The sequence below is a fragment of the Streptomyces naganishii JCM 4654 genome, assembly GCF_014650575.1.
In the GTDB taxonomy this organism is placed as follows: domain Bacteria; phylum Actinomycetota; class Actinomycetes; order Streptomycetales; family Streptomycetaceae; genus Streptomyces; species Streptomyces naganishii.
Genome location: NZ_BMVF01000001.1, coordinates 54,674 through 74,086, shown reverse-complemented (window position 1 = coordinate 74,086; position 19,413 = coordinate 54,674). Strand labels below are relative to the sequence as shown.

Genomic DNA, 19,413 nt, shown 5'->3' with positions numbered 1-19,413 from the left:
TCACGAGGGGGGCTGAGCTCGTGCCCGTCAGCGGCGCAGGGGCCAGGCCGTGGAGGCGGGGTCGGCGATGTGGCGGGCGCAGGCGTCGGTGAGGTCTTCCAGGAGGCTCAGCGGGTCGGGGAGCGGATGCTCCGGGCCGCGTACCCAGCGCACGCGGCGGTCGTCGCCGCCGGGCAGCCGGGCCGGGGGCACCAGGACGTAGGAGCCCCGGCAGTGCCAGCGCAGGCCGGGGTGCTCATCCATGGTCTCCGGGTGGCAGTCCAGCTCGCACGGCCACCACTCGTCCTCGTCCTCGGGCGTGCCGCGGGTCAGGGTGAAGAACAGCATGCGGCCGTCGTCGCTCTCGGCGACCGGGCCGACCTCGACGCCGGCGGCGAGCAGCCGCTCCAGGGCCTCGCGCCCGGCCTCCAGGGGCACGTCCAGCACGTCGTGCACCATGCCGGTCGCGGTGATGAAGTTGGCCTCCGGCTGGTGCCGCGCCCACCGCTCGATCTGCGCGCGGTCGGTCGTGGACTGCGTCTGCCAGGCGAACGACACCGGGTGCCGGGCGGGCGTGGGACAGCCCACGCGGTCGCAGGAGCAGCCGTAGCCGGCCCCGGGGTGCGCGGCGGGCGCGAGCGGCAGTCCCGCGGCGGCGGTGGCCAGCAGCAGGGCCTCACGGCCGCCGTCACCGGCGGTCTCCTTCGGCCGGCGCCCGCGCAGCCACTGCGAGATCCTGCCCTGCCGGTCGCCACGCCCACCGAACTCCGCGCTCATCTATCTCCTCGCCTCGCCACCGCGAACACCTACCACCATGCTCCCACCATCCTCCGCCCCGAACGTCCACGGGCGGCACCCGGGGTGGCCCCGGGGGAAACGGGGGCCGTCCGGGCGGGGGCACGGGGGGGCGGGGGCGGGGTCCGCGCGGGGGCCGCCCCGGGCCGACGGACCGGGGTGCGCCCGGTGTCCGCCCGGTGTCCGCCACTCACGCGGGCGAAGGACGGTGACGGGCCCGCGCGCGGCCGCCGTCGGCGGCGCACCATGGGCTGCAAGTGAATCCTGCGGTATTCCCTGCGGTATTCGAGGAGCCCACCTTGGCCCTTTCCCGCCGCGCCCGACCTCGGCGCTACCTGATGTGCCCACCCGCACACTTCGACGTCACATACTCGATCAACCCCTGGATGCACCCGGCCAAGCCGGTCGACACCCCGCTGGCCCTCGCCCAGTGGGAGCAACTGCGCGCGCTGTACCGCGACCTCGGTCACACCGTCGAGCAGATCGAGCCCCGGCCCGGGCTGCCCGACATGGTGTTCACGGCCAACGGCGCCACGGTGGTCGACGGCCGGGTCTTCGGCGCCCGGTTCGCCCACCCCGAGCGGGAGCCGGAGGCCGGGAAGCACCTGGAGTGGTTCGCCGCGCACGGCCTGGCGCACCTGCACGTGCCGGTCCACATCAACGAGGGCGAGGGCGACTTCGCCGTCACCCGTTCCTGCCTGCTGGCCGGCCGCGGCTTCCGCACCAACCCGCTCGCGCACGGCGAGGCGCAGGAGTACTTCGGCCGCCCGGTGATCGGCCTCGAACTGGTCGACCCACGCTTCTACCACCTCGACCTCGCGCTCGCCGTCCTCGACGACGCGGCGGACGAGGTGGCGTACTACCCGGCCGCCTTCTCCCCCGGCAGCCGCGAGGTGCTGCGCCGGCTGTTCCCGCACGCGCTGATCGCCACCGAGGGCGACGCCCTCGCCTTCGGCCTCAACGCCGTCAGCGACGGCCATCACGTGGTGCTCCCCCAGGCGGCGGCCGGCCTGTACGGACCCTTGCGCGAGCGCGGCTTCGACCCGGTCGGCGTGGACCTCAGCGAGCTGCTCAAGGGCGGCGGCAGCGTGAAGTGCTGCTCGCTGGAGCTACGGCCGTGATCCCCCGTCCACGGCCGTGATCCGGGCCTACGGTTCGGCAGGCGCCGTGGGCGGGGCCGGCGGCGGCCAGTCGTCGCCCCAGTCCGCGTCACGCGCCGCCTTGTAGAGGTCGCCGTGCCGCTTGGTCACGGTACGGCGGCGCAGCTGCTCGTCGGCCTCGCACAGGTCGAGCAGGACCTGCCCCTTGCGGATCTGCGGGCGCCGTACGATCCGGGCGGGCGCGGGAGCGGCCGGCAGGCGGGTGGCGGCGACGTAGGAGAACTTCTCGTCCTCGTAGGCGAGGGAGCCGCCCTTGACCTGCCGGTGCAGGGAGGAACGGCTGACCCGGGCGGAGAAGTGGCACCAGTCGGTGCCGGGCACGATCGGGCAGGCCGCGCTGTGCGGGCAGGGCGCGGCGACACGGAAGCCGGCCGCGATCAGCCGGTCGCGGGCGGCGATGACACGGGCGTAGCCGTCGGGCGTGCCGGGCTCGACGACCACGACGGCCTGCGCGGCGGCCGCCGCGGCGTCGACGACGGCGGCACGGTCGGCCTCGGTCAGCTCGCCGAGGACGTAGGAGACGGTGACGAGGTCGGCGGGGTCGAGCGTGAGCGCGGCCCCGATCCGGGCGCGCTGCCAGCGGGCCTCGCGCAGCAGGGGGTCGGCGCCGGCGATCTCCCGGCCGAGGTCGAGCGCGGGCTCGGCCCAGTCCAGCACGGTGACCGGCCGGGCCCCTTCCCAGGTCGCCCGGACGGCCCAGGTCGCCGCGCCGGTCCCGCCGCCCACGTCCACGTGACTGCCGGGCGCCCAGCCGGGCACGGCCTCCGCGAACGCGGCGAGCGCCCCGCGCACGGCCTCGAAGGTCGCCGGCATGCGGTACGCGGCGTAGGCGGCCACGTCCGCGCGGTCCCGGAGAATCGGCGCGTGGGTCGGGGTGTCCCCCCGATAACTGGCGATCAACCGCTCCACGGCCCCCGAGGCCTGCCGCGCCGGCAACCCCTCGAGCACCCCGGCAAGCGCCCCCCGAAGAACCCCCGAAGCACCCAACAACTCATCCACCCCCCAATCCTCTCAGCCCAGCCGCCCTCCAAAGACCGGGGGGACTGCCTCAGGCCGGGGGGGTCCCTGGGCCGGGGGCGAGAACCGGGAACCGGGGGCTAGGGACCGGGGGCGAGGGACCGAGGACCGGTGGCCGAGGACCGGTGGCCGAGGCCGGACGAAGGCCCGGGCCCCGGCCGGGGCCTGGGGGCCGGGGCAGAGGGCCGGGGGCCCGAAGGCCGGTGGTCAAGTGGCCGGAGGCCAGGGCCGCGGGCCCGGGCCACGGACCGGGGCCGCGGACCGGGGCCGCGGACCGGGAGATCCGGAGGCCGGGTGCCCGGGGGCCGGGGGCCGGGGGCGAGGGACCGAGGGCGAGGGACCGAGGACCGGTGGCCGAGGACCGGTGGCCGAGGCCGGACGAAGGCCCGGGCCCCGGCCGGGGCCTGGGGGCCGGGGCAGAGGGCCGGGGGCCCGAAGGCCGGTGGCCGAGTGGCCGGAGGCCGGGGCAGAGGGCCGGGGGCCCGAAGGCCGGTGGTCGAGTGGCCGGAGGCCGGGGCCGCGGACTGGGGCCGCGAGCCGGGAGGCTCGGTGGCCGGGGGCCGGTGCCGGACGGAGGCCGGGCCCCGGGGGCGCAGCCCCCTGGGGCTTCAGGGGCGCGGGGAACTGCGCGATCAGCCCCCACCCACCCGCACCCGGCAACAAAACGCCAGGCCCCCAGAGACGGGCAGCCCCAACTCAGGGCCCGTACACCACCCGCCCCCGGCGGCCCACCCCAGCCTCAGGGGCGCGGGGAACTGCGCGATCAGCCCCCACCCACCCGCACCCGGCAACAAAACGGCAGGCCCCCACGGACGGGCAGCCCGTACTCACGGGCCGCACACCGCCCGCGCGAGCAACGTCGCCACCCGCGCCCGCCCCCGGCTGTCCGCCCCCACCCTGCGAGGATGGACCGTGTTGCCCAGCAACACGACAAACGCCTCGGTGGCCGGATCGATCACCACCGAAGTCCCCGTGAACCCCGTATGCCCCGCGGCCCCCCGCCCCGCCAGCTCCCCCATGAACCACGGCTGGTCCACGGCGAACCCCAGCCCCGGCGGCGCCAGCAGCAGCTCCACGAAGTCCGGCCCGAGGATGCGCGCGGGGCCGTAGGACCCGCCGGCCAGCAGCGCACGGCAGAACACCGCCAGATCCCCCGCCGTGGCGAACAGCCCCGCGTGCCCGGCCACCCCGCCCAGCGCCCAGGCGTTCTCGTCGTGGACCTCCCCCCGCAGCATCCCCCGGTCGGCCTTGGCCCACGGCCGCCGCTGGTCCTCGGTGGCCGCCGCGCCGGGGCACGGCCCGAAGCAGGTGGAGGTCATGCCGAGCGGCCGGGTGATCCCGTCGCGGATCAGCACGTCCAGCGGACGCCCGGTGATCCGCTCCAGCACGTGCTGGAGCAGGAGCATGTTGACGTCGGAGTAGGTGTACGTGCCGGGCACCCCGACCGGCGGCTCGGCGCGCAGCATCGCCAGCCGGGCCGCGTAGTCGGGGCAGTCGTACAGCGGCAGCTCGGGCCGCATCCCGGAGGTGTGCGTGAGCAGCTGCCGTACGGTCACTCCGTGCGCGGCCGCTCCCCGGAACTCGGGCAGGTACGCCCCGACCAGCGCGTCGATGCCGAGCGTGCCCCGCTCGATCTGCTGCACGGCGGCGACCGCGGTGAACAGCTTGGTCAGGGACGCCAGGTCGAAGGGCGTGTCCACGGTCATCGGCACCCGCTCACCCGGCGGCAGCTCGACGCCGCGTCCGGCCTCCGGGTCGTAGGCCGCGTACCGTACGGCCCACCCGGCGGCCGCCTCGACGGCGATCACCGGGCCGCGCCCGGCGACCACGACGGCGCCGGCCGCCCAGGGGCGGTCGCCGGTGGTGAGGGCGTGGACCTCCTGTACAAGGCGGTGCAGTCCCCGGGGGTCGAGTCCCGCCTTCTCCGGGGTGTCCCGGCGCAGTCTCGGCGCGCTCAGTTCCGTACTCCCTCCGCGCCCGCGGATGCCTTCCAGGGACGGCACATAATCACGAAGCAGGCCAGTGCCACCAGTGCGGCCGCCAGCTGGACGACCGCCATGGGCACGGCGGTGCGCTCACCGGCGATCCCGACGAGCGGCGAGGCCACGGCGCCGATGAGGAAGGAGGAGGTGCCGAGCAGCGCGGAGGCGGAGCCGGCGTGCCGGCGGGTGCGGGTCAGGGCGAGGGCCTGGGTGTTGGGCAGGGTGACGCCCATCGCGGCCATCAGCACGAACAGTGCGGCGGCCACCGGCGCGAGCCCCACCGCGCCGAACGCGCCCACCGCCATGAGCAGCAGCGCGGCCGCGGCCACGATGACCACCGCGAGCCCGGCGCCGAGCACCCGGTCAAGCCGGACCCGGCCGGCCAGCACCTTGCCGTTGACCTGCCCGGCGACGACCAGCGCGACCGAGTTCAGCCCGAACAGCAGGCTGAACGTCTGCGGGGAGGCGCCGTAGATCTCCTGGATCACGAACGGCGAGGCGCTGATGTACGCGAACAGCGCGGCGAAGGCGAACCCGCCCGCGAGCAGGTAACCGGCGAAGACGCGGTCGGCGAGCAGGGCGCGCATCGAGCCGAGCGCCTCGCCGACGCCTCCCCCGTGCCGCGCGGCCGGCGGCAGGGTCTCGGGCAGCCGCGCCCACACGAGCGCGCCGAGCAGCACCCCGACGACCGTGAGCACCACGAACACGCCCCGCCAGTCCGTCACCCGCAGGACCTGCCCGCCGATCAGCGGCGCCACGACCGGTGCGGCCCCGGAGACCAGCATCAGCGTGGAGAAGAAGCGGACCATGGCCACTCCGTCGTACAGGTCGCGCACGACCGCGCGGGCGATCACTATCCCGGCCGCGCCCGCGAGTCCCTGGACCAGCCGGAAGGCGACCAGCACCTCGGCGTCGGGCGCGAACGCGCACAGGGCGGTGGCCAGCACGTAGACGGCGAGGCCGGTCAGCAGCGGGCGCCTGCGGCCCAGGCGGTCGCTCATCGGGCCGACGACCAGCTGCCCGAGCGCCATGCCGGCCAGGCAGGCGGTCAGCGTGAGCTGCACGGTGGCGGCCGGGGCGTGCAGGGTGCGGGTGACCTCCGGCAGCGAGGGGAGGTACATGTCCATCGCGAGCGGGGGTGTGGCGGTCAGCCCGCCGAGGATCAGGATCACCAGCAGCCCGGCGCGGCTGGATGCGCCGGTCCCGGTCCCCGGAACGGGGAGTTCGTCCCCGGTCCTCCGTACGGCCGGCCGCCGCGCGTGCGGTGCCGACGCCCCGCCCTCGGACATGTGTCCCTCCCTCTCCCGCTGCTCCGCGACCTATGCTCTCAGCTCGTACACGGTGCCTCGCACAAGGTGCCGAGGGACGCATGAGCGAGGGTGGGGTCCGGATGTCTGGGGTGACCGGGTTTGCCGGTGGGGCGGAACAGAAGGTGCGCTGGGGGATCCTGGCGACCGGCGGGATCGCGGCCGCGTTCGCGGCGGACCTGGTGGACCTCCCGGACGCCGAGGTGGTCGCGGTGGCCTCGCGCCGGAAGGAGTCCGCGGAGGGCTTCGCGGAGCGGTTCGGGATCGGGCGGGCGTACGGCGGCTGGGAGGAGCTGGCGCGGGACGAGGACATCGATGTCGTCTACGTCGCCACCCCGCACGCGGCCCACCGGCTCGCCGCCGGACTCTGCCTGGAGGCGGGCCGGAACGTGCTGTGCGAGAAGCCGTTCACACTGAACCTGCGCGAGGCCGCCGAACTCGTCGCGCTGGCCCGTGAGCACGGCCGCTTCCTCATGGAGGCCATGTGGATGTACTGCAACCCGCTGGTCCGGCGCCTCAAGGCGCTGGTCGAGGACGGGGCGATCGGTGAAGTACGCACCGTGCAGGCCGACTTCGGGCTGGCCGGCCCCTTCCCGCCCGCGCACCGGCTGCGGGACCCGGGGCTCGGCGGCGGCGCGCTGCTCGACCTCGGCGTGTACCCGGTGTCGTTCGCGCACCTGCTGCTGGGCGAGCCGTCGGACGTGACGGCCCGTGCGGTGCTCTCGCCCGAGGGCGTCGACCTCCAGACCGGCGCGCTGCTCGCCTACGAGGGCGGCGCGCTGGCCTCGGTGCACTGCTCCATCACGGGCGGTACGGCGACCTGCGCGTCCGTCACCGGCTCGCGGGGCCGCATCGACGTACCGGACGGGTTCTTCCACCCGGAGCGGTTCGTGCTGCACCGCGACGGGCGCGAGCCGGAGGAGTTCGTCGCGGACCCGGCCGACGGCCCGCGCACCAGCCTGCGGCACGAGGCGCTCGAGGTGATGCGGGCACTGCGCGCGGGCGAGACGGAGTCCCCGCTCGTGCCGCTGGACGGCACGCTCGCGGTGATGCGCACCCTGGACGCGGTACGGGAGCGGATCGGGGTGCGCTACCCGGGGGAGACGGGGGAGCCCGAGCCCGCTCTGGTGTGAGGCGGGGAGGCGATGACCGGCCCGGCCGGCGTCAGCCGCGTGGCGGGCGTGTCCTGATGCCGGGCGGATCCCGCGGGTCCACCTCGTACGCTGCGGTGCCATGACTGTCAGGCATGCACAGATCGCCGTGGTGACCGGCGCGGGCTCCGGCATCGGGCGGGCCGTCGCGGTGGAACTGCTGCGCGCGGGCTGGTCCGTGGCGCTGGCCGGCCGGCGCACGCGGGCCCTCGAGGAGACGGCGGCGCTCGCGCCCGGGGCCGCCGCCATCGCCGTACGCACCGACGTGGCCCGCCCGGACGACGTGACGGAGCTGTTCGCGGCCACGGTCCGCCGCTTCGGGCGCGTGGACCTGCTGTTCAACAACGCGGGCACCTTCGGCCCCGGCGGGGTGCCGGTCGAGGACCTGCCCTTTGAGGCGTGGAAGCACGTGGTGGACACCAACCTCAACGGAGCGTTCCTGTGCGCGCAGGCGGCGTACCGGCAGATGAAGGACCAGGATCCGCAGGGCGGCCGGATCATCAACAACGGCTCCGTCTCGGCGCACACGCCCCGCCCGAACTCCGCCCCGTACACGGCGACCAAGCACGCCCTGACCGGCCTGACCAAGGCGCTGTCGCTGGACGGGCGGCCGTACCGGATCGCGGTCGGGCAGATCGACATCGGCAACGCGGCCACCGAGATGACCGCGCGGATGGAGTCGGGCGCGCTCCAGGCGAACGGCGAGGTGGTCCCGGAGCCGACGATGGACGTGGCCGATGTGGCGCGGACGGTGCGGCACATGGCGGAACTGCCGCTGGAGGCGAACGTGCAGTTCGCCACGGTGCTGGCGACGGCGATGCCGTACGTGGGCCGGGGCTGAGCGGGAGCGCGCGATTCACACAAGCGGAATATGAAACTCCGCACCATATGGCCTCGGTGGCGGGCTTATGCTCGAGATCTCCTCCACGAGAGCTTCACAGTTGGAGCACTGGACTTCCATGTCCGGCCGACGGGCCACATCCAGGGGGGGGAGGCGGCAGCCGTTCCACGGCACCGGGTTGGGGGTGGACCCCGCGCGGGACCGCGGGGTACGCACCGGTGAGTGGAACGGCTGCCGCACGGACGGCGCTCAACGCCGGTGCCGGCCCCCGGAGTCGCCCGTCGGAGCACTCCTCGGGGCACTTCTCGGGGCACTCGTCCGGCCACTCGTCGGGGCACTTCTCGGCGCACTCGTCGGGGCGCTCGTCGAGGGGCCCGGTTCGCCCGGCCCGCCCGGCGCCACCGCCGCCTTTCGTCGCCGCAGCCGCCTGCGCAGGGCCCACGCCCCGCCCGCGAGCAGGGCGACGGTGCCGGCCCCGCCCTCCAGCAGCCGCAGGGCCGAGGGCCCGTCCGCCGCCGCGCCCGGCGCACCCGCGGCCGCACGCGCGGTCTTCCGGCCGGCCGGCCCGGACCCGGCGCCCGCAGGGGCCCCGCCCTCGCTGATCGCCTCGACCAGCGTGCCCACCGGCTGCGCCGAACGCCCGTGGGCGAAGCCCCAGTCGAGCAGGGCGGCGGTCTCCTCGTAGACGGCGTTGCTGCCGGCCTCCGGATGCATGACCGTGACGAGCAGGGTCCGGCCGTCGCGGACGGCGGCGCCGGTGAACGTGTTGCCGGCGTGGCTGGTGTAGCCGTTCTTCACCCCGATCAGACCGTCGTACGTCCTCAGGCCCCACGCTCCGGTCAGCAGGCGGTCGGTGTTCTGGATCTGGAAGGTCTTGGTCCCGCCGGCCGGGAAGTCGGCGGTGCGGGTGCCGCAGTAGGCGCGGAAGTCGGCGTTGCGCAGGCCGTGGCGGGCGAAGAGGGTGAGGTCGTAGGCCGAGGACAGCTGGCCCGGGTGGTCGAAGCCGTCCGGGCTGACCACGTGGGTGTCCAGGGCCTGGAGGTCGTCGGCCCTGGCCTGCATCTCGGCGACGGTCCTGTCCACACCGCCGTTCATGTGGGCGAGCACGTGCACGGCGTCGTTGCCCGAGCGCAGGAACACGCCCTGCCACAGCTGTTCGACGGTATAGGTGACGCCGGGCCGGATGCCGACGAGGCTGGAGCCTTCGGGGATGTCGGCCAGGTCGGCCTCGGTGACGGTGTGCCGCTCGGCGCGGTCGAACTTCCGCAGCACCGTGTCCGCGAACAGCATCTTCAGGGTGGAGGCGGGCGCGAGGCGCTGGTGCGCACAGTAGGCGGCCAGCACGTGGCCGGTCTCCCACTCGGCGACCAGCCAGGCACGGGAGTTGAGCTTCGTGGGCAGCCCGGTGGCGTCGCTCACCTGCACCCCGGCGCGGGCGAGCCGCTCGCCGCCGACCGTGGGGGCGCCCTCGGGAGCCGGGGCGGCCGCGGCCGGCCGGCCCGTGGCGGCGGCCAGCGGCAGGGCCGCGGTCAGGGCGAACAGACTCCGCCGGGACAGGCCGCGGGGCAGGCCACGGGACGGGTCGTGGGGGGACCGAGTGGATTTGCGCACCCCGGGACCGTACAAAGCGAGCCTGTGCCCGCGCACGACGGGTCTTCAAAGGCTGATCAAAGGATCATCAAAACGCTTGCCTGTACTCCCCCTCCCGGCCCCTCGGCCGGGTCCGGGCCACATCGGGGCCGGGTCCGGGCCAGCTCCAGGCCGCCGGGTCCGGGCCGAGTCCGGGCCGGTCCGGGCCAGGCCCCTAGGCCTGCCCGGTCTCGAACCGGGTGATACGCCCGTCGTCCGCGACGACGAAGCTCCAGCGGGTGCGCATCTCGCCCCAGGTGTCGTTGCTGTAGCGGGCGACGAGGGCGCGGCCTCCGGAGGACTCGTTGTCGACCTCCATGTGGCCGTGGGTGGCGAAGATCTCGTCCTCGATCCACTCGGCGAGGTCGCGGTCGGAGCCGTCGTCCGACATGGTCGCGCCGGGCGCGAGGAGCTGCATGAAGCCCTCGCGGTCGTGGGCGTTGACCGCGGTGACGAAGGCGCGGACGGCCGGGTCGCTCAGTTTGGCGGTCTGAATCGTCATGTCGGCAGCGTCACACCGGGATCAGGGCCCCGCCACCCGAACGGCGCGCCGGACGGGCCGGGCGGGTGTAGGCGGTGTCAGCCTGGAAACACAACCCGCTGTTCGCCCGTCCGCATCCCCCGGGGAGTCACCGTGACCTGTTACGACCGACGCGATCTGGGCCTGCTGCTGCTCCGGCTGGGCACCGGCGGCGTGCTGGCGGCGCACGGCGCGCAGAAGCTGTTCGGCTGGTTCGGCGGGGGCGGGATCGAGGGCACGGGCAAGTTCATGGAGTCCGTCGGCTACCGCCCCGGCAAGGCGAGCGCCATGGCGGCGGGGCTCGCGGAGGCGGGCGGCGGCCTGCTGCTGGCGATGGGCCTGGCGACCCCGGCCGCGGGCGCGGCGGCCGCGGGCGCGATGGCGGGCGCGGCGGCGGTGCACGCCCCCAACGGCTTCTTCGCCCAGACCGGCGGCTACGAGTACGCCGCCTCCCTCGGCCTCACCTCGGCCGGCCTCGCGGTCACGGGCCCCGGCCGGCTCTCCCTGGACCACGCCCTCGGCCACGCGGTCAACCGCGGCTGGATGGTCCCGGCGGCCTTCGCGACGGCGGCCGCGGCGACGGCGGTGGTGGTGGGAGCACGGGTCAAGCACCTCCGTGAGGAGAAGGAGGGCCAGCAGGAGGCCCTGTTCGAGGAGTAGGCGGCTCACGGGGCACTCGCCCGCCCATGGCAGGCTGCCCCCATGACCGACACGACGACCACCGCGCCGGGCGCGCCCACCCCGGACGTATGGAACTCCATCGAAGCCCTGTGGACCTGGCTGGAGAGCAACACCCCGTACGAAGGCACGACCCGTGAAGGCCTCCTCCTGCGCCTGCTGAAACTCTCCGAGGAGGTCGGCGAGGTCGCCCAGGCGGTGATCGGCGCCACGGGCCAGAACCCCCGCAAGGGCAGGACCCACACCTGGACGGACGTCGAGTCGGAACTGTGCGACGTGATCATCACAGCTCTGGTGGCCCTGCGCACCCTGACCCCGGAGGCCCGAGAGGTCTTCACGACCCACCTGACGAGGGTGAGGGAACGCTCGGTGGGCACAGCCTGATTCCGAACCGGACCATCAGGTTGGCGAACAGGGTCTGCCACAGGTCGGGTTCGGGCAGAGTACCGAGTCCGACCGTGCTGCCGAACGATGACAGCGCGTCGTGTACGAGCGCGTAGGTCCACGGAGTCGCTTGCCGCGCAGGCAGGCATGAGCAGGGACACGATCCGGTTCTAGAGAAGATCCAGGTCGTCGACACCCGTATCGCCGAGCTTGCCGCTCTGCGGGCCGAACTGGCGGCGCGCGTCGGCACCGGATGCCCGCTGCGGGCGTCCGAGTAGCCCGCCGCTCACACCGGTTCGGGTTGCAGTTCCGGTTGCCGTGCTGGCGCGGCCGTGGGTTCCCAGTGTCTGGTGGTCCGCAGGTAGCCGTAGACCACTGAGGACATCGCCAGAATGAGCAGCGGGCCGAAGACCACCGGATGTCTGCCCATCTCCAACGGCAGATAACGGTACGACGCCAAGAGCGCGCCGAAGACCACGGTGCCGTAGGCGACCATCCGGATTCCGCCCGGGTCCCAGCCGCGTCGGCTCGAGCGCATCGCCACCTCGATGGTCAGTGCGAAGACCACGCCGACGATGAGGTCCGCGCCGTAGTGGTAGCCGAAGCCCAGCGTCGCGCAGAGGGTGGCGATCAGCCAGAAGGCGCCCGCGTACCGCAGCAGACGTGGGCCTTTGCGGGTATGGATGAAGATCGCGGTGGCCCATGCCGTGTGGAGGCTGGGCATGCAGTTGCGCGGGGTGATCCCGTCGTACGGCACCGGGTGCGGGGTGTTGACCGGCGGTGGCGTGCTGGGCCACAGGTCGGCCACCGCCCAGTGCACGCCGCCTGTGCCGGAGGCGCCGGGGCCGTAGGCGAAGACCGGTCCGACCACCGGGAAGATCATGTAGACGGCAGGCCCGAGGAGGCCGATCACCAGGAAGGTGCGCACCAGATGATGCCGGGGGAAGCGGCGCTCGACCGCCACGTTGCGCAGCTGGTACAGCGCGACCACGACCGCGGCCACCGCAAGCTGTGCGTACACCAGGTGGACAAGGTGGGTGCCGACCGGGCCGGTGGCCTTGAGTATCCGGCCTGCCGGCCACGACGGGTTGCCCAGCGCGTGATCGACGGTCGCCACGTACTGGTCGAGCACCAGCGGGCGGGCCTTCGCCGTGATGTACAGCCAGGTGTCGCCGGCCTTGCGGCCGGCCACCAGCAGCAGGCCCAGTCCGACGCCCTTGAGCAGCAGAACGCGTTCCTGGCCGGTGCGGCGTGTGACAGCGATGACCGCACAGCCCAGCATCACCCACAACGCGCCGCCGCCGAAGAGATGGCTGTCGGCCATCCTGGCGCCGGCCGCCCAGCGCACCAGCAAGAAGACGATGTCGATACCGATCGCGGCGCCGATGGCGACGAATCGCTGCCGCCAGGTGAGCACCACCGTCATCAACGCCATACCGCCGTACAGCGGGCCTGGTTTCGGGGCGGATATCAGGTCGGTCACCTGGCTGCTGATCGGCCCCGGTTGACCGTAGTGGCGTGCGGCCATCTCCAGCGCGAGGAGGAATCCGAGGGTCACCACGCCCACCGCGGCCCACAGCGTCACTCGCCGTCGACGCAGCGCAGCCGGCACAGTCCTGCCGCTTATTCGCGGAATCACCCGCGACGCTCTGAATATCAATCGTCTGGCCGATGCACTCAAAATGGGTTGAACAGATCAAAAGCGACAGGCCTGGTCATCGCTTTCCGAACAGATTACGTAACGCCGCAAGCCCCAGGAAGATCAGAAGGAGCCTCCGTCAAAGGCCGGAGACTTACGACGGCAACGGGCTACGGCAGCAAGCTGTCCACCGTGCTGAACATGAAGTGGACGACCAGGATGAAGATCACGCAGAACGCGAGGCCCACCCCGTAGAAGACCAGCACGCAGCCGGTGCCGGCCGCGAGCTTGCCGTGGGCCGGCGCGTGGGCGGTGGCCTGCTCGGGCCGGTCGGGCAGGTAGTGCACGGTGACGAGGTCGCCCTCGATGACGGTCGAGGGGCCGTTGGCCTCGTCGAACCGGATGACGCGGCCGTCCCGGGCGATGAACTCGTAGACGTGGTGCAGGGTGGTGCTGGCCGAGCTGTCCCCGCCGCCGCTGGTGCTCGTGTACGACCGCAGACAGCGCGCCTGAGCTGTCACGCCCCCGTCCCAGGCCCGGCCGATCTGCCTCGAGCGACGCAGCGCCGTGGCGATCCCGACCAGCAGGAATGTGATCATGAGGCACGGTATGACGTAGAAAAGCAGTTCCATGAGGTCCCCCGAGGTCAGTGCGCCGGCTTGGTCGGACAGCGTGGCGGGAAACTACACGCTCATCCGGTCCGGCGACCTCAGAAGGACCTCAGCTTTTCCCTGGCCCGGGCCGGAGGGGTGTGGCAGACGAGTCGGGCTGTACGCCGGGTTCTGTGCCCCGGGTCCTCGCGGACTCCGGGGTGACGGCCATCCATCTAGGACCGGTGTTGCCACCGGCCTCGTGCGGTCTACCCGCGGACTCGGGCGGGCAGCCCTCGAACGTCCGCGCAGGAACCCCGGAGGGTTCCCTCTTGACCTTGCTCCGGGTGGGGTTTACCTAGCTGCCCAGGTCACCCTGGGCACTGGTGGTCTCTTACACCACCGTTTCACCCTTACCGAGGGCCTGAGCCCCCGGCGGTCTGCTTTCTGTGGCACTGTCCCGCGGGTCACCCCGGGTGGCCGTTAGCCACCACCCTGCCCTGTGGAGCCCGGACGTTCCTCGGGAAGCGCCCCGCAAGGGGTGCTCCACGCGGCCGTCCGCCCGGCTCGTCTGCCGTATCGACCATGGTACCGGGCGCGGCGAGCGCGCAGCCCCCGGCACGGGTCAGAGGAAGTCGGCCGTCTCCAGGTCGAAGGCGAAGGGCTCGGGGAGGGTCAGGGGCTTGCCGAAGGGGAGGGTGCACAGCCTGCGGTAGTCGTCGTTCTCCGGCTGGCTGAACAGGGTGACCGAGGATGCCTCCCGATCGACGAGCAGGTAGAGCGGGATGCCGCCGCGGGCGTAGCATCGGCGTTTGGTCTCTCGGTCGGCCTTGGGTTTGCTGGAGGTCACCTCCAGGACCATGGCGACGCCGTCGCAGGGCATCCACGAGTCGGCGCCACGGTAGAGGCGCAGTGCCGCAGGGGCGAAGGTGCCGTCCGGGATCACGTGGTCCTTCGGGCAGTCACCAACGCCCTTCAGCTTCAGGCCCTTGTTCCCCGAGAACTGCATATCGGTACAGGACCGCCTGATCACTTGGCTCACGATCAGGCCGATGTAGTCCTCGTGGTCCCCGTCCGGCGGCGGCGTCACGACGATCTCCCCCTCGATCAACTCCGCCCGGAACCCTTCCGGAGTGCCCAGGGCGAGAAAGCCCTCCAGCAAGACCTGTGCCTGCGTGAGCGGCTCATGAGCCACGGCGGTCATGTCACGCCCCTCCTTCGGTCGCTGGCCAGACTCGGACATCCCGGGATCACCTGTCCATGAGATCGGGAACCGTTCCTTCGATCGTGGCACAGCGGTGCGTTCCCCGTCAGGCGCCGAGCCGTTCGCCCCCGGCCCGGTGCCGGGCTTGACCCTCACGCGGCGTCAACCTCTTCACTGGTCCCATGCGGATCGGAGAACTCGCCGCGGCCGTCGGGGTGACCACGCGGGCCGTGCGGCACTACCACCATCTGGGGCTGCTGCCCGAGCCGGAGCGGCGGGCCAACGGCTACCGGCGCTACACGTTGCGGCACGCCGTCGTGCTGGCCCGGATCCGGCGGCTCACCGAGCTCGGGCTGGGCCTGGCCGAGGTGCGGGACGTGCTCGCCGAGGACGCAGGGCGGGACCTCAGCGAGGTGCTCGAGGAACTCGACGCCGATCTGGCCCGGCAGGAGGCGGCGATCCGGGACCGGCGGAGCCGGCTGCGCGTGCTGCTCGACGCCGGTGAGCTGCCGGCCGAGGGGCCGGTCTCGCCGGAACTGGCCGCGCTGTTCGCCGAGACGGCCGCCCGCCTGCCCGACTCCCCCATGGCGGCCAAGGACCGGCAGATCCTCGCGCTGCTGGAGACGGCCGCCTCCCCCGCCGAGCGCAAGCGGCTGACGGACGCCCTCAGCGGCGTCTTCGCCGCTGAGGACGGGGCCGCGCGGGCGCAGGAGGCGTACGCCATGCTCGACGCGCTCGCCGACGCGGACCCCGGCGATCCCCGGGTGGACGAGACGGCGCGGGTCATCGCGCGGTGCGTGCCGCCCGGGATGCTGCCCGAGGCTCTTGTCGAGCTGCTGCCCGGACCCGGCCCCGAGAGCGAGAACAGCTTCCTGCGCGCCCTGTTCGCGGACTTCACGCCCGCCCAGGCCGAGGCGGTCAGGCAGGCGCTGCGCATCCTTACCGAGGCGCGGGCATGAGGGCCGTCCTCGCGCTGGCGCGGCACGAGGCGCGGCTGCTCGGGTGTCTGGTCCTCTGGGTCGTCCGGCGCGGCAGGCCCCGCGGTGGGGGGCAGGTCTTCGGGTACGCGCGCGGGCAGGGGCCCGTGATGGCGGGGCTGGCGTGCGTCTGCCTGGTCGAGACGCTCACCATGTCCGTGCTGCTGCGCCACTGGCCCACCGTCCACGCCGTCGTGCTCTTCCTCGACGCGTACACGGTCGTCTTCGTGATCGCCCTGTACGCGTCCTGCGTCATCCGCCCGCACCTGCTGACCCCGGACGCCGTGCGGATACGGCACTCCGTCCACCTCGACCTGCGCATTCCGCCGGACGCCATCGCCGCCGTACGCCACGAGGTGCGCACCACGCACGCGCCGGCCGACGGGGAGCTGAACGTGCCCGTCGGCTCCCGGACCTCCGTCACGATCGAGCTCGCCGCGCCCGTCACCCACATCACCCTGTTCGGCGGGCGGCGGGAGGTGCGGGTGGTGCGCTTCCAGGTGGAGGAGGCGGAACGGATGGTGCGCTCGCTCAGTACGCTGGCGCGGAGTGCTACCTGAAGGAGACGCCCCCGTGCTTGTGCTGCTGCCCCCGTCCGAAGGCAAGGCCTCCGCCGGCCGTGGCACCCCCCTGAAGCCCGGATCGCTGTCGCTGCCCGGGCTCGCCGGCGCCCGCGAGGCCGTGCTCACCGAGCTGGTCGAGCTGTGCCGCGGGGACGAGGAGAAGGCGCGGGAGGTACTGGGGCTGAGCGAGGGGCTGAGCGGGGAGGTCGGCAAGAACGCCCGGCTGCGCGAGGCGGGCACACGGCCCGCCGGTGAGATCTACACCGGTGTCCTCTACGACGCCCTCGGCGTCGCCTCCCTCGACGCCGCCGCCAAGAGGCGCGCCGCGCGTTCGCTGCTCGTCTTCTCCGGGCTGTGGGGCGCGGTGCGGGTGACGGACCGGATTCCTTCCTACCGGTGCTCGATGGGGGTCAGGCTGCCCGGCCTCGGGGCGCTCGCCGGTCACTGGCGGGCGCCCATGGCCGACGCGCTGCCCGAGGTCGCGGGCGGCGGGCTGGTGCTCGACCTGCGGTCCGCCGCGTACGCGGCCGCGTGGAAGCCGAAGGGCGAGCTCGCGGACCGTACGGCGACCGTACGGGTACTGCACGCGCCCACCCGCAAGGTGGTCAGCCACTTCAACAAGGCGACCAAGGGGCGGATGGTACGGAGTCTGCTGACCGCCGGGGCCGCCCCGGCCCGCCCCGCCGAACTGGTCGAGGCGCTGCGGGACCTCGGGTACGTCGTGGAGGCGGAGGCTCCCGGGAGGCCGGGGCGCAGCTGGTCGCTGGACGTGCTGGTGGACGAGGTCCACTGACGCGGCGCTATTCCCGACCTGCCATGTTGCAGCATGCGCAATGGTCGTTGCGCTTACTGCTCTGCCTCGGCACGATGAGTGCATGTCCGCGCCCTCGCCCACGTCCCTGCTCGCTCTCGCGCCCGTCCTGCCCGTGGTCGTGCTGCACGACGCCGCCGATGCCGTACCGCTCGCGCGGGCGCTGGTGGGCGGGGGGCTGCCCGCGATCGAGGTGACGCTGCGGACGCCGGCCGCGCTGGACGGGGTGCGGGCGATCGCCGGTGAGGTGCCGGACGCCGTCGTCGGCGTGGGGACGGTGATCCGGCCGGAGCAGGTGGCCGCCTCGGTGGACGCGGGGGCGCGGTTCCTGGTCAGCCCGGGCTGGACGGAGGCGCTGCTCACGGCGATGGCGGCCTCGGGGGTGCCGTATCTGCCCGGGGTTTCCACGACGTCGGAGGTCGTGGCGCTGCTGGAGCGCGGGGTACGGGAGATGAAGTTCTTCCCGGCGGAGGCGGCGGGCGGCACCGCCTATCTGAAGTCGCTCGCCGGGCCACTGCCCCAGGCCCGGTTCTGTCCGACGGGGGGCATCGGCCCGGACACCGCGCCCGGCTACCTTTCTCTGCCCAACGTCGGTTGCGTGGGCGGGAGCTGGATGGTCCCGCCGGACGCCGTCGCCGGCCGTGACTGGGGGCGCGTGGAGCGGCTGGCCCGTGCGGCGGCCGGGCTCAGCGCAGGTGGGACGTGTCGTTGAGGAGGCGGACGCTCGCGTTGCCGTCGGCGTAGTACGCCACCGCCGAGAGCGAGGCCGCCGACAGTTCCATGCGGAACAGGGACTCGGGCGGGGCGCCCAGCGCGAGCCGCACGAAGGTCTTGATCGGGGTGACGTGCGTGACGAGCAGGACGGTCCGGCCCGCGTGCGCCGCGACCAGCCTGTCGCGCGTGGCGGCGATACGGGTGGCGGTGGCCGCGAAGCTCTCGCCGCCGCCGGTGGGTTCGGCGTCCGGCGAGGCCAGCCAGGCGTTGAGGTCGTCCGGGTAACGCTCGCGCACCTCGCCGAAGGTGAGGCCCTCCCAGGCCCCGAAGTCGGTCTCGCGCAGGCCGTCCTCGACCGTCACGTCGAGTCCCAGGCGGGCGGCGACGATGCCGGCGGTCTCGCGGGTGCGGGCGAGGGGCGAGGAGACGACCGCCCGGATCGTGCCGCGCCGGGCGAGCGCCGCGGCGGCCCGCTCGGCCTGCTCCCGGCCGACGTCCGACAGCGACGGGTCGCTCCCCCCGCTCCCCGAGAACCGCTTCTGCGGGGTCAACGGGGTCTCACCGTGGCGCAGCAGTACGAGGGTCGCGGGCGCCCCGAGATCGGCGGGCGCCCACCCGGGAGCGACGGTGACCCGCGTGGTGGCGGTGGGCCCGGTGGTGGCGGTGACCTCGGTGGCACCGGTCGCGCCGGTGGTGGCAGTCGCGCCCGCAGCGCCGGCCGCGGCCGTGGAGCCAGTGGCGCCCGCGGGGCCGGCCGCGCCGGTCATGCCCGAGGCGGCCGTCGCGCCGGCAGCTCCCGAGGTGGCCGTCGAGTCGGTAGCGCCGGTCGCGCCCGTGGCACCGGTGCCACCCCTGGCCACGCCCCGCGCGGCGCGCACGTCCGCCTCCACCTTCGCGAGGCGCACATCCGCCCCGGGGTTCGCACCGCGCGCATCCGCCTCCGGCGCCGCGCCGCGCGCAGCCCCCTCGGCGTTCACGCCCGGCGCGCCCGCGGCGCGCGTTGCGGGTGGCCGCCGCGCGTCCAGTTCCGCCGTCGATGCCGACGGCGTCCACTGTTCGCCGCGGCTTCCCGCGTCCATCGCCTCGTTGGCCAGGCGGTCGGCGTGTTTGTTGCGGGCGCGGGGGATCCACTCGTAGGTCACCCGGTCGGGCGGGAAGACGCGGGACGCCTCGGTCGCCAGGGGGCGCAGGTCGGGGTGTTTGATCTTCCAGCGGCCCGACATCTGCTCGACGACGAGCTTGGAGTCCATCCGGACGTGGACCGCGGCCCCGGGGTCGAGGGCGTGCGCGGCGCGCAGGCCGGCCAGCAGGCCCCGGTACTCGGCCACGTTGTTCGTGACCACGCCCAGGTACTCCGCGGCCTCGGCCAGCGGCTCGCCCGTGGCCGCGTCGAGCACGACCGCGCCGTAGCCCGCGGGCCCCGGGTTGCCCCGGGAGCCGCCGTCCGCCTCGACGATGAACTCCCGCACGCC

19 protein-coding genes, 1 other RNA gene and 1 pseudogene are annotated in these 19,413 nt (G+C 73.9%); 10 read left to right on the top strand and 11 right to left on the bottom strand.

Annotation, left to right across the window (positions count from 1 at the left end; translation table 11 throughout):
- Nucleotides 1-27: 27 nt before the first annotated feature.
- Complete coding sequence (locus IE217_RS00355; protein ID WP_190175615.1) at nucleotides 28-756, bottom strand: bifunctional DNA primase/polymerase; 729 nt, start codon at nucleotides 754-756, stop codon at nucleotides 28-30.
- Between the two features lie 317 nt (nucleotides 757-1,073).
- Here IE217_RS00355 and ddaH point away from each other — a divergent pair, with 317 nt between their 5' ends.
- The gene (ddaH, locus tag IE217_RS00350; protein ID WP_373297935.1) at nucleotides 1,074-1,895 is read left to right on the top strand and encodes a dimethylargininase; all 822 of its coding nucleotides are present in this window, start codon (nucleotides 1,074-1,076) and stop codon (nucleotides 1,893-1,895) included.
- A 27-nt stretch (nucleotides 1,896-1,922) separates the two neighbouring features.
- Here ddaH and IE217_RS00345 read toward each other — a convergent pair whose 3' ends face one another.
- From IE217_RS00345 to IE217_RS00335, 3 genes are all read right to left on the bottom strand, one after another.
- A complete protein-coding gene (locus IE217_RS00345; protein WP_190175614.1) occupies nucleotides 1,923-2,933 on the bottom strand; it encodes a small ribosomal subunit Rsm22 family protein in 1,011 nt (336 codons plus the stop codon).
- A gap of 845 nt (nucleotides 2,934-3,778) precedes the next feature.
- Nucleotides 3,779-4,954, bottom strand: a complete 1,176-nt coding sequence (locus tag IE217_RS00340; RefSeq protein ID WP_190175613.1) for a serine hydrolase domain-containing protein — start codon at nucleotides 4,952-4,954, stop codon at nucleotides 3,779-3,781.
- On the bottom strand, nucleotides 4,906-6,222 hold the full coding sequence (locus IE217_RS00335) for a multidrug effflux MFS transporter (RefSeq protein WP_190175612.1): 1,317 nt from the start codon (nucleotides 6,220-6,222) through the stop codon (nucleotides 4,906-4,908). The genes IE217_RS00340 and IE217_RS00335 overlap by 49 nt, the downstream gene beginning before the upstream one ends.
- A gap of 101 nt (nucleotides 6,223-6,323) precedes the next feature.
- On the opposite strand from IE217_RS00335, the gene IE217_RS00330 reads away from it, so the two are divergent.
- Complete coding sequence (locus tag IE217_RS00330) at nucleotides 6,324-7,373, top strand: Gfo/Idh/MocA family protein (protein WP_190175611.1); 1,050 nt, start codon at nucleotides 6,324-6,326, stop codon at nucleotides 7,371-7,373.
- Nucleotides 7,374-7,473: 100 nt separating this feature from the next.
- Entirely contained in the window at nucleotides 7,474-8,232 is a 759-nt protein-coding gene (locus IE217_RS00325) for an SDR family oxidoreductase (RefSeq protein ID WP_190175610.1), read from the top strand.
- 249 nt (nucleotides 8,233-8,481) lie between these two features.
- Here IE217_RS00325 and IE217_RS00320 read toward each other — a convergent pair whose 3' ends face one another.
- Together IE217_RS00320 and IE217_RS00315 are read right to left on the bottom strand one after the other, a co-directional pair.
- Complete coding sequence (locus tag IE217_RS00320; protein ID WP_190175609.1) at nucleotides 8,482-9,843, bottom strand: D-alanyl-D-alanine carboxypeptidase family protein; 1,362 nt, start codon at nucleotides 9,841-9,843, stop codon at nucleotides 8,482-8,484.
- Between the two features lie 193 nt (nucleotides 9,844-10,036).
- Nucleotides 10,037-10,363, bottom strand: a complete 327-nt coding sequence (locus IE217_RS00315; RefSeq protein ID WP_190175608.1) for a nuclear transport factor 2 family protein — start codon at nucleotides 10,361-10,363, stop codon at nucleotides 10,037-10,039.
- 132 nt (nucleotides 10,364-10,495) lie between these two features.
- Here IE217_RS00315 and IE217_RS00310 point away from each other — a divergent pair, with 132 nt between their 5' ends.
- From IE217_RS00310 to IE217_RS34440, 3 genes and pseudogenes are all read left to right on the top strand, one after another.
- Nucleotides 10,496-11,041 carry a DoxX family protein gene (locus IE217_RS00310; RefSeq protein ID WP_190175607.1) on the top strand — a complete coding sequence of 182 codons (546 nt, stop codon included), beginning with the start codon at nucleotides 10,496-10,498 and terminating at the stop codon, nucleotides 11,039-11,041.
- Between the two features lie 42 nt (nucleotides 11,042-11,083).
- A complete protein-coding gene (locus tag IE217_RS00305; RefSeq protein WP_190175606.1) occupies nucleotides 11,084-11,443 on the top strand; it encodes a MazG-like family protein in 360 nt (119 codons plus the stop codon).
- A 173-nt stretch (nucleotides 11,444-11,616) separates the two neighbouring features.
- Nucleotides 11,617-11,721: pseudogene (locus IE217_RS34440) on the top strand (MerR family transcriptional regulator); the annotation flags it as partial.
- Between the two features lie 8 nt (nucleotides 11,722-11,729).
- On the opposite strand, the gene IE217_RS00300 reads toward IE217_RS34440, so the two are convergent.
- The 4 genes from IE217_RS00300 to IE217_RS00285 form a co-directional block, all read right to left on the bottom strand.
- On the bottom strand, nucleotides 11,730-12,971 hold the full coding sequence (locus IE217_RS00300) for a phosphatase PAP2 family protein (RefSeq protein ID WP_229864982.1): 1,242 nt from the start codon (nucleotides 12,969-12,971) through the stop codon (nucleotides 11,730-11,732).
- Between the two features lie 281 nt (nucleotides 12,972-13,252).
- Nucleotides 13,253-13,714, bottom strand: a complete 462-nt coding sequence (locus IE217_RS00295; RefSeq protein ID WP_190175605.1) for a DUF3592 domain-containing protein — start codon at nucleotides 13,712-13,714, stop codon at nucleotides 13,253-13,255.
- A gap of 123 nt (nucleotides 13,715-13,837) precedes the next feature.
- Nucleotides 13,838-14,242, bottom strand: an RNA gene (gene rnpB / locus IE217_RS00290) — RNase P RNA component class A.
- A gap of 55 nt (nucleotides 14,243-14,297) precedes the next feature.
- Nucleotides 14,298-14,876, bottom strand: coding sequence for a Uma2 family endonuclease (locus IE217_RS00285; RefSeq protein WP_190175604.1), 579 nt, complete (start codon nucleotides 14,874-14,876; stop codon nucleotides 14,298-14,300).
- A 182-nt stretch (nucleotides 14,877-15,058) separates the two neighbouring features.
- Between IE217_RS00285 and IE217_RS00280 the strand changes: the two genes are divergently transcribed.
- From IE217_RS00280 to IE217_RS00265, 4 genes are all read left to right on the top strand, one after another.
- Nucleotides 15,059-15,835, top strand: a complete 777-nt coding sequence (locus IE217_RS00280) for a MerR family transcriptional regulator (protein WP_190175603.1) — start codon at nucleotides 15,059-15,061, stop codon at nucleotides 15,833-15,835.
- Nucleotides 15,832-16,413, top strand: coding sequence for a hypothetical protein (locus IE217_RS00275; protein WP_190175602.1), 582 nt, complete (start codon nucleotides 15,832-15,834; stop codon nucleotides 16,411-16,413). Before IE217_RS00280 ends, IE217_RS00275 begins: the two co-directional genes overlap by 4 nt.
- Before the next feature lie 13 nt (nucleotides 16,414-16,426).
- Nucleotides 16,427-17,209, top strand: a complete 783-nt coding sequence (gene yaaA / locus IE217_RS00270; RefSeq protein ID WP_190175601.1) for a peroxide stress protein YaaA — start codon at nucleotides 16,427-16,429, stop codon at nucleotides 17,207-17,209.
- A gap of 82 nt (nucleotides 17,210-17,291) precedes the next feature.
- Nucleotides 17,292-17,939, top strand: coding sequence for a bifunctional 4-hydroxy-2-oxoglutarate aldolase/2-dehydro-3-deoxy-phosphogluconate aldolase (locus IE217_RS00265; RefSeq protein WP_190175600.1), 648 nt, complete (start codon nucleotides 17,292-17,294; stop codon nucleotides 17,937-17,939).
- Here IE217_RS00265 and IE217_RS00260 read toward each other — a convergent pair.
- Entirely contained in the window at nucleotides 17,914-19,410 is a 1,497-nt protein-coding gene (locus tag IE217_RS00260; RefSeq protein ID WP_190175599.1) for a bifunctional RNase H/acid phosphatase, read from the bottom strand. The genes IE217_RS00265 and IE217_RS00260 overlap by 26 nt on opposite strands.
- Nucleotides 19,411-19,413: the final 3 nt, after the last annotated feature.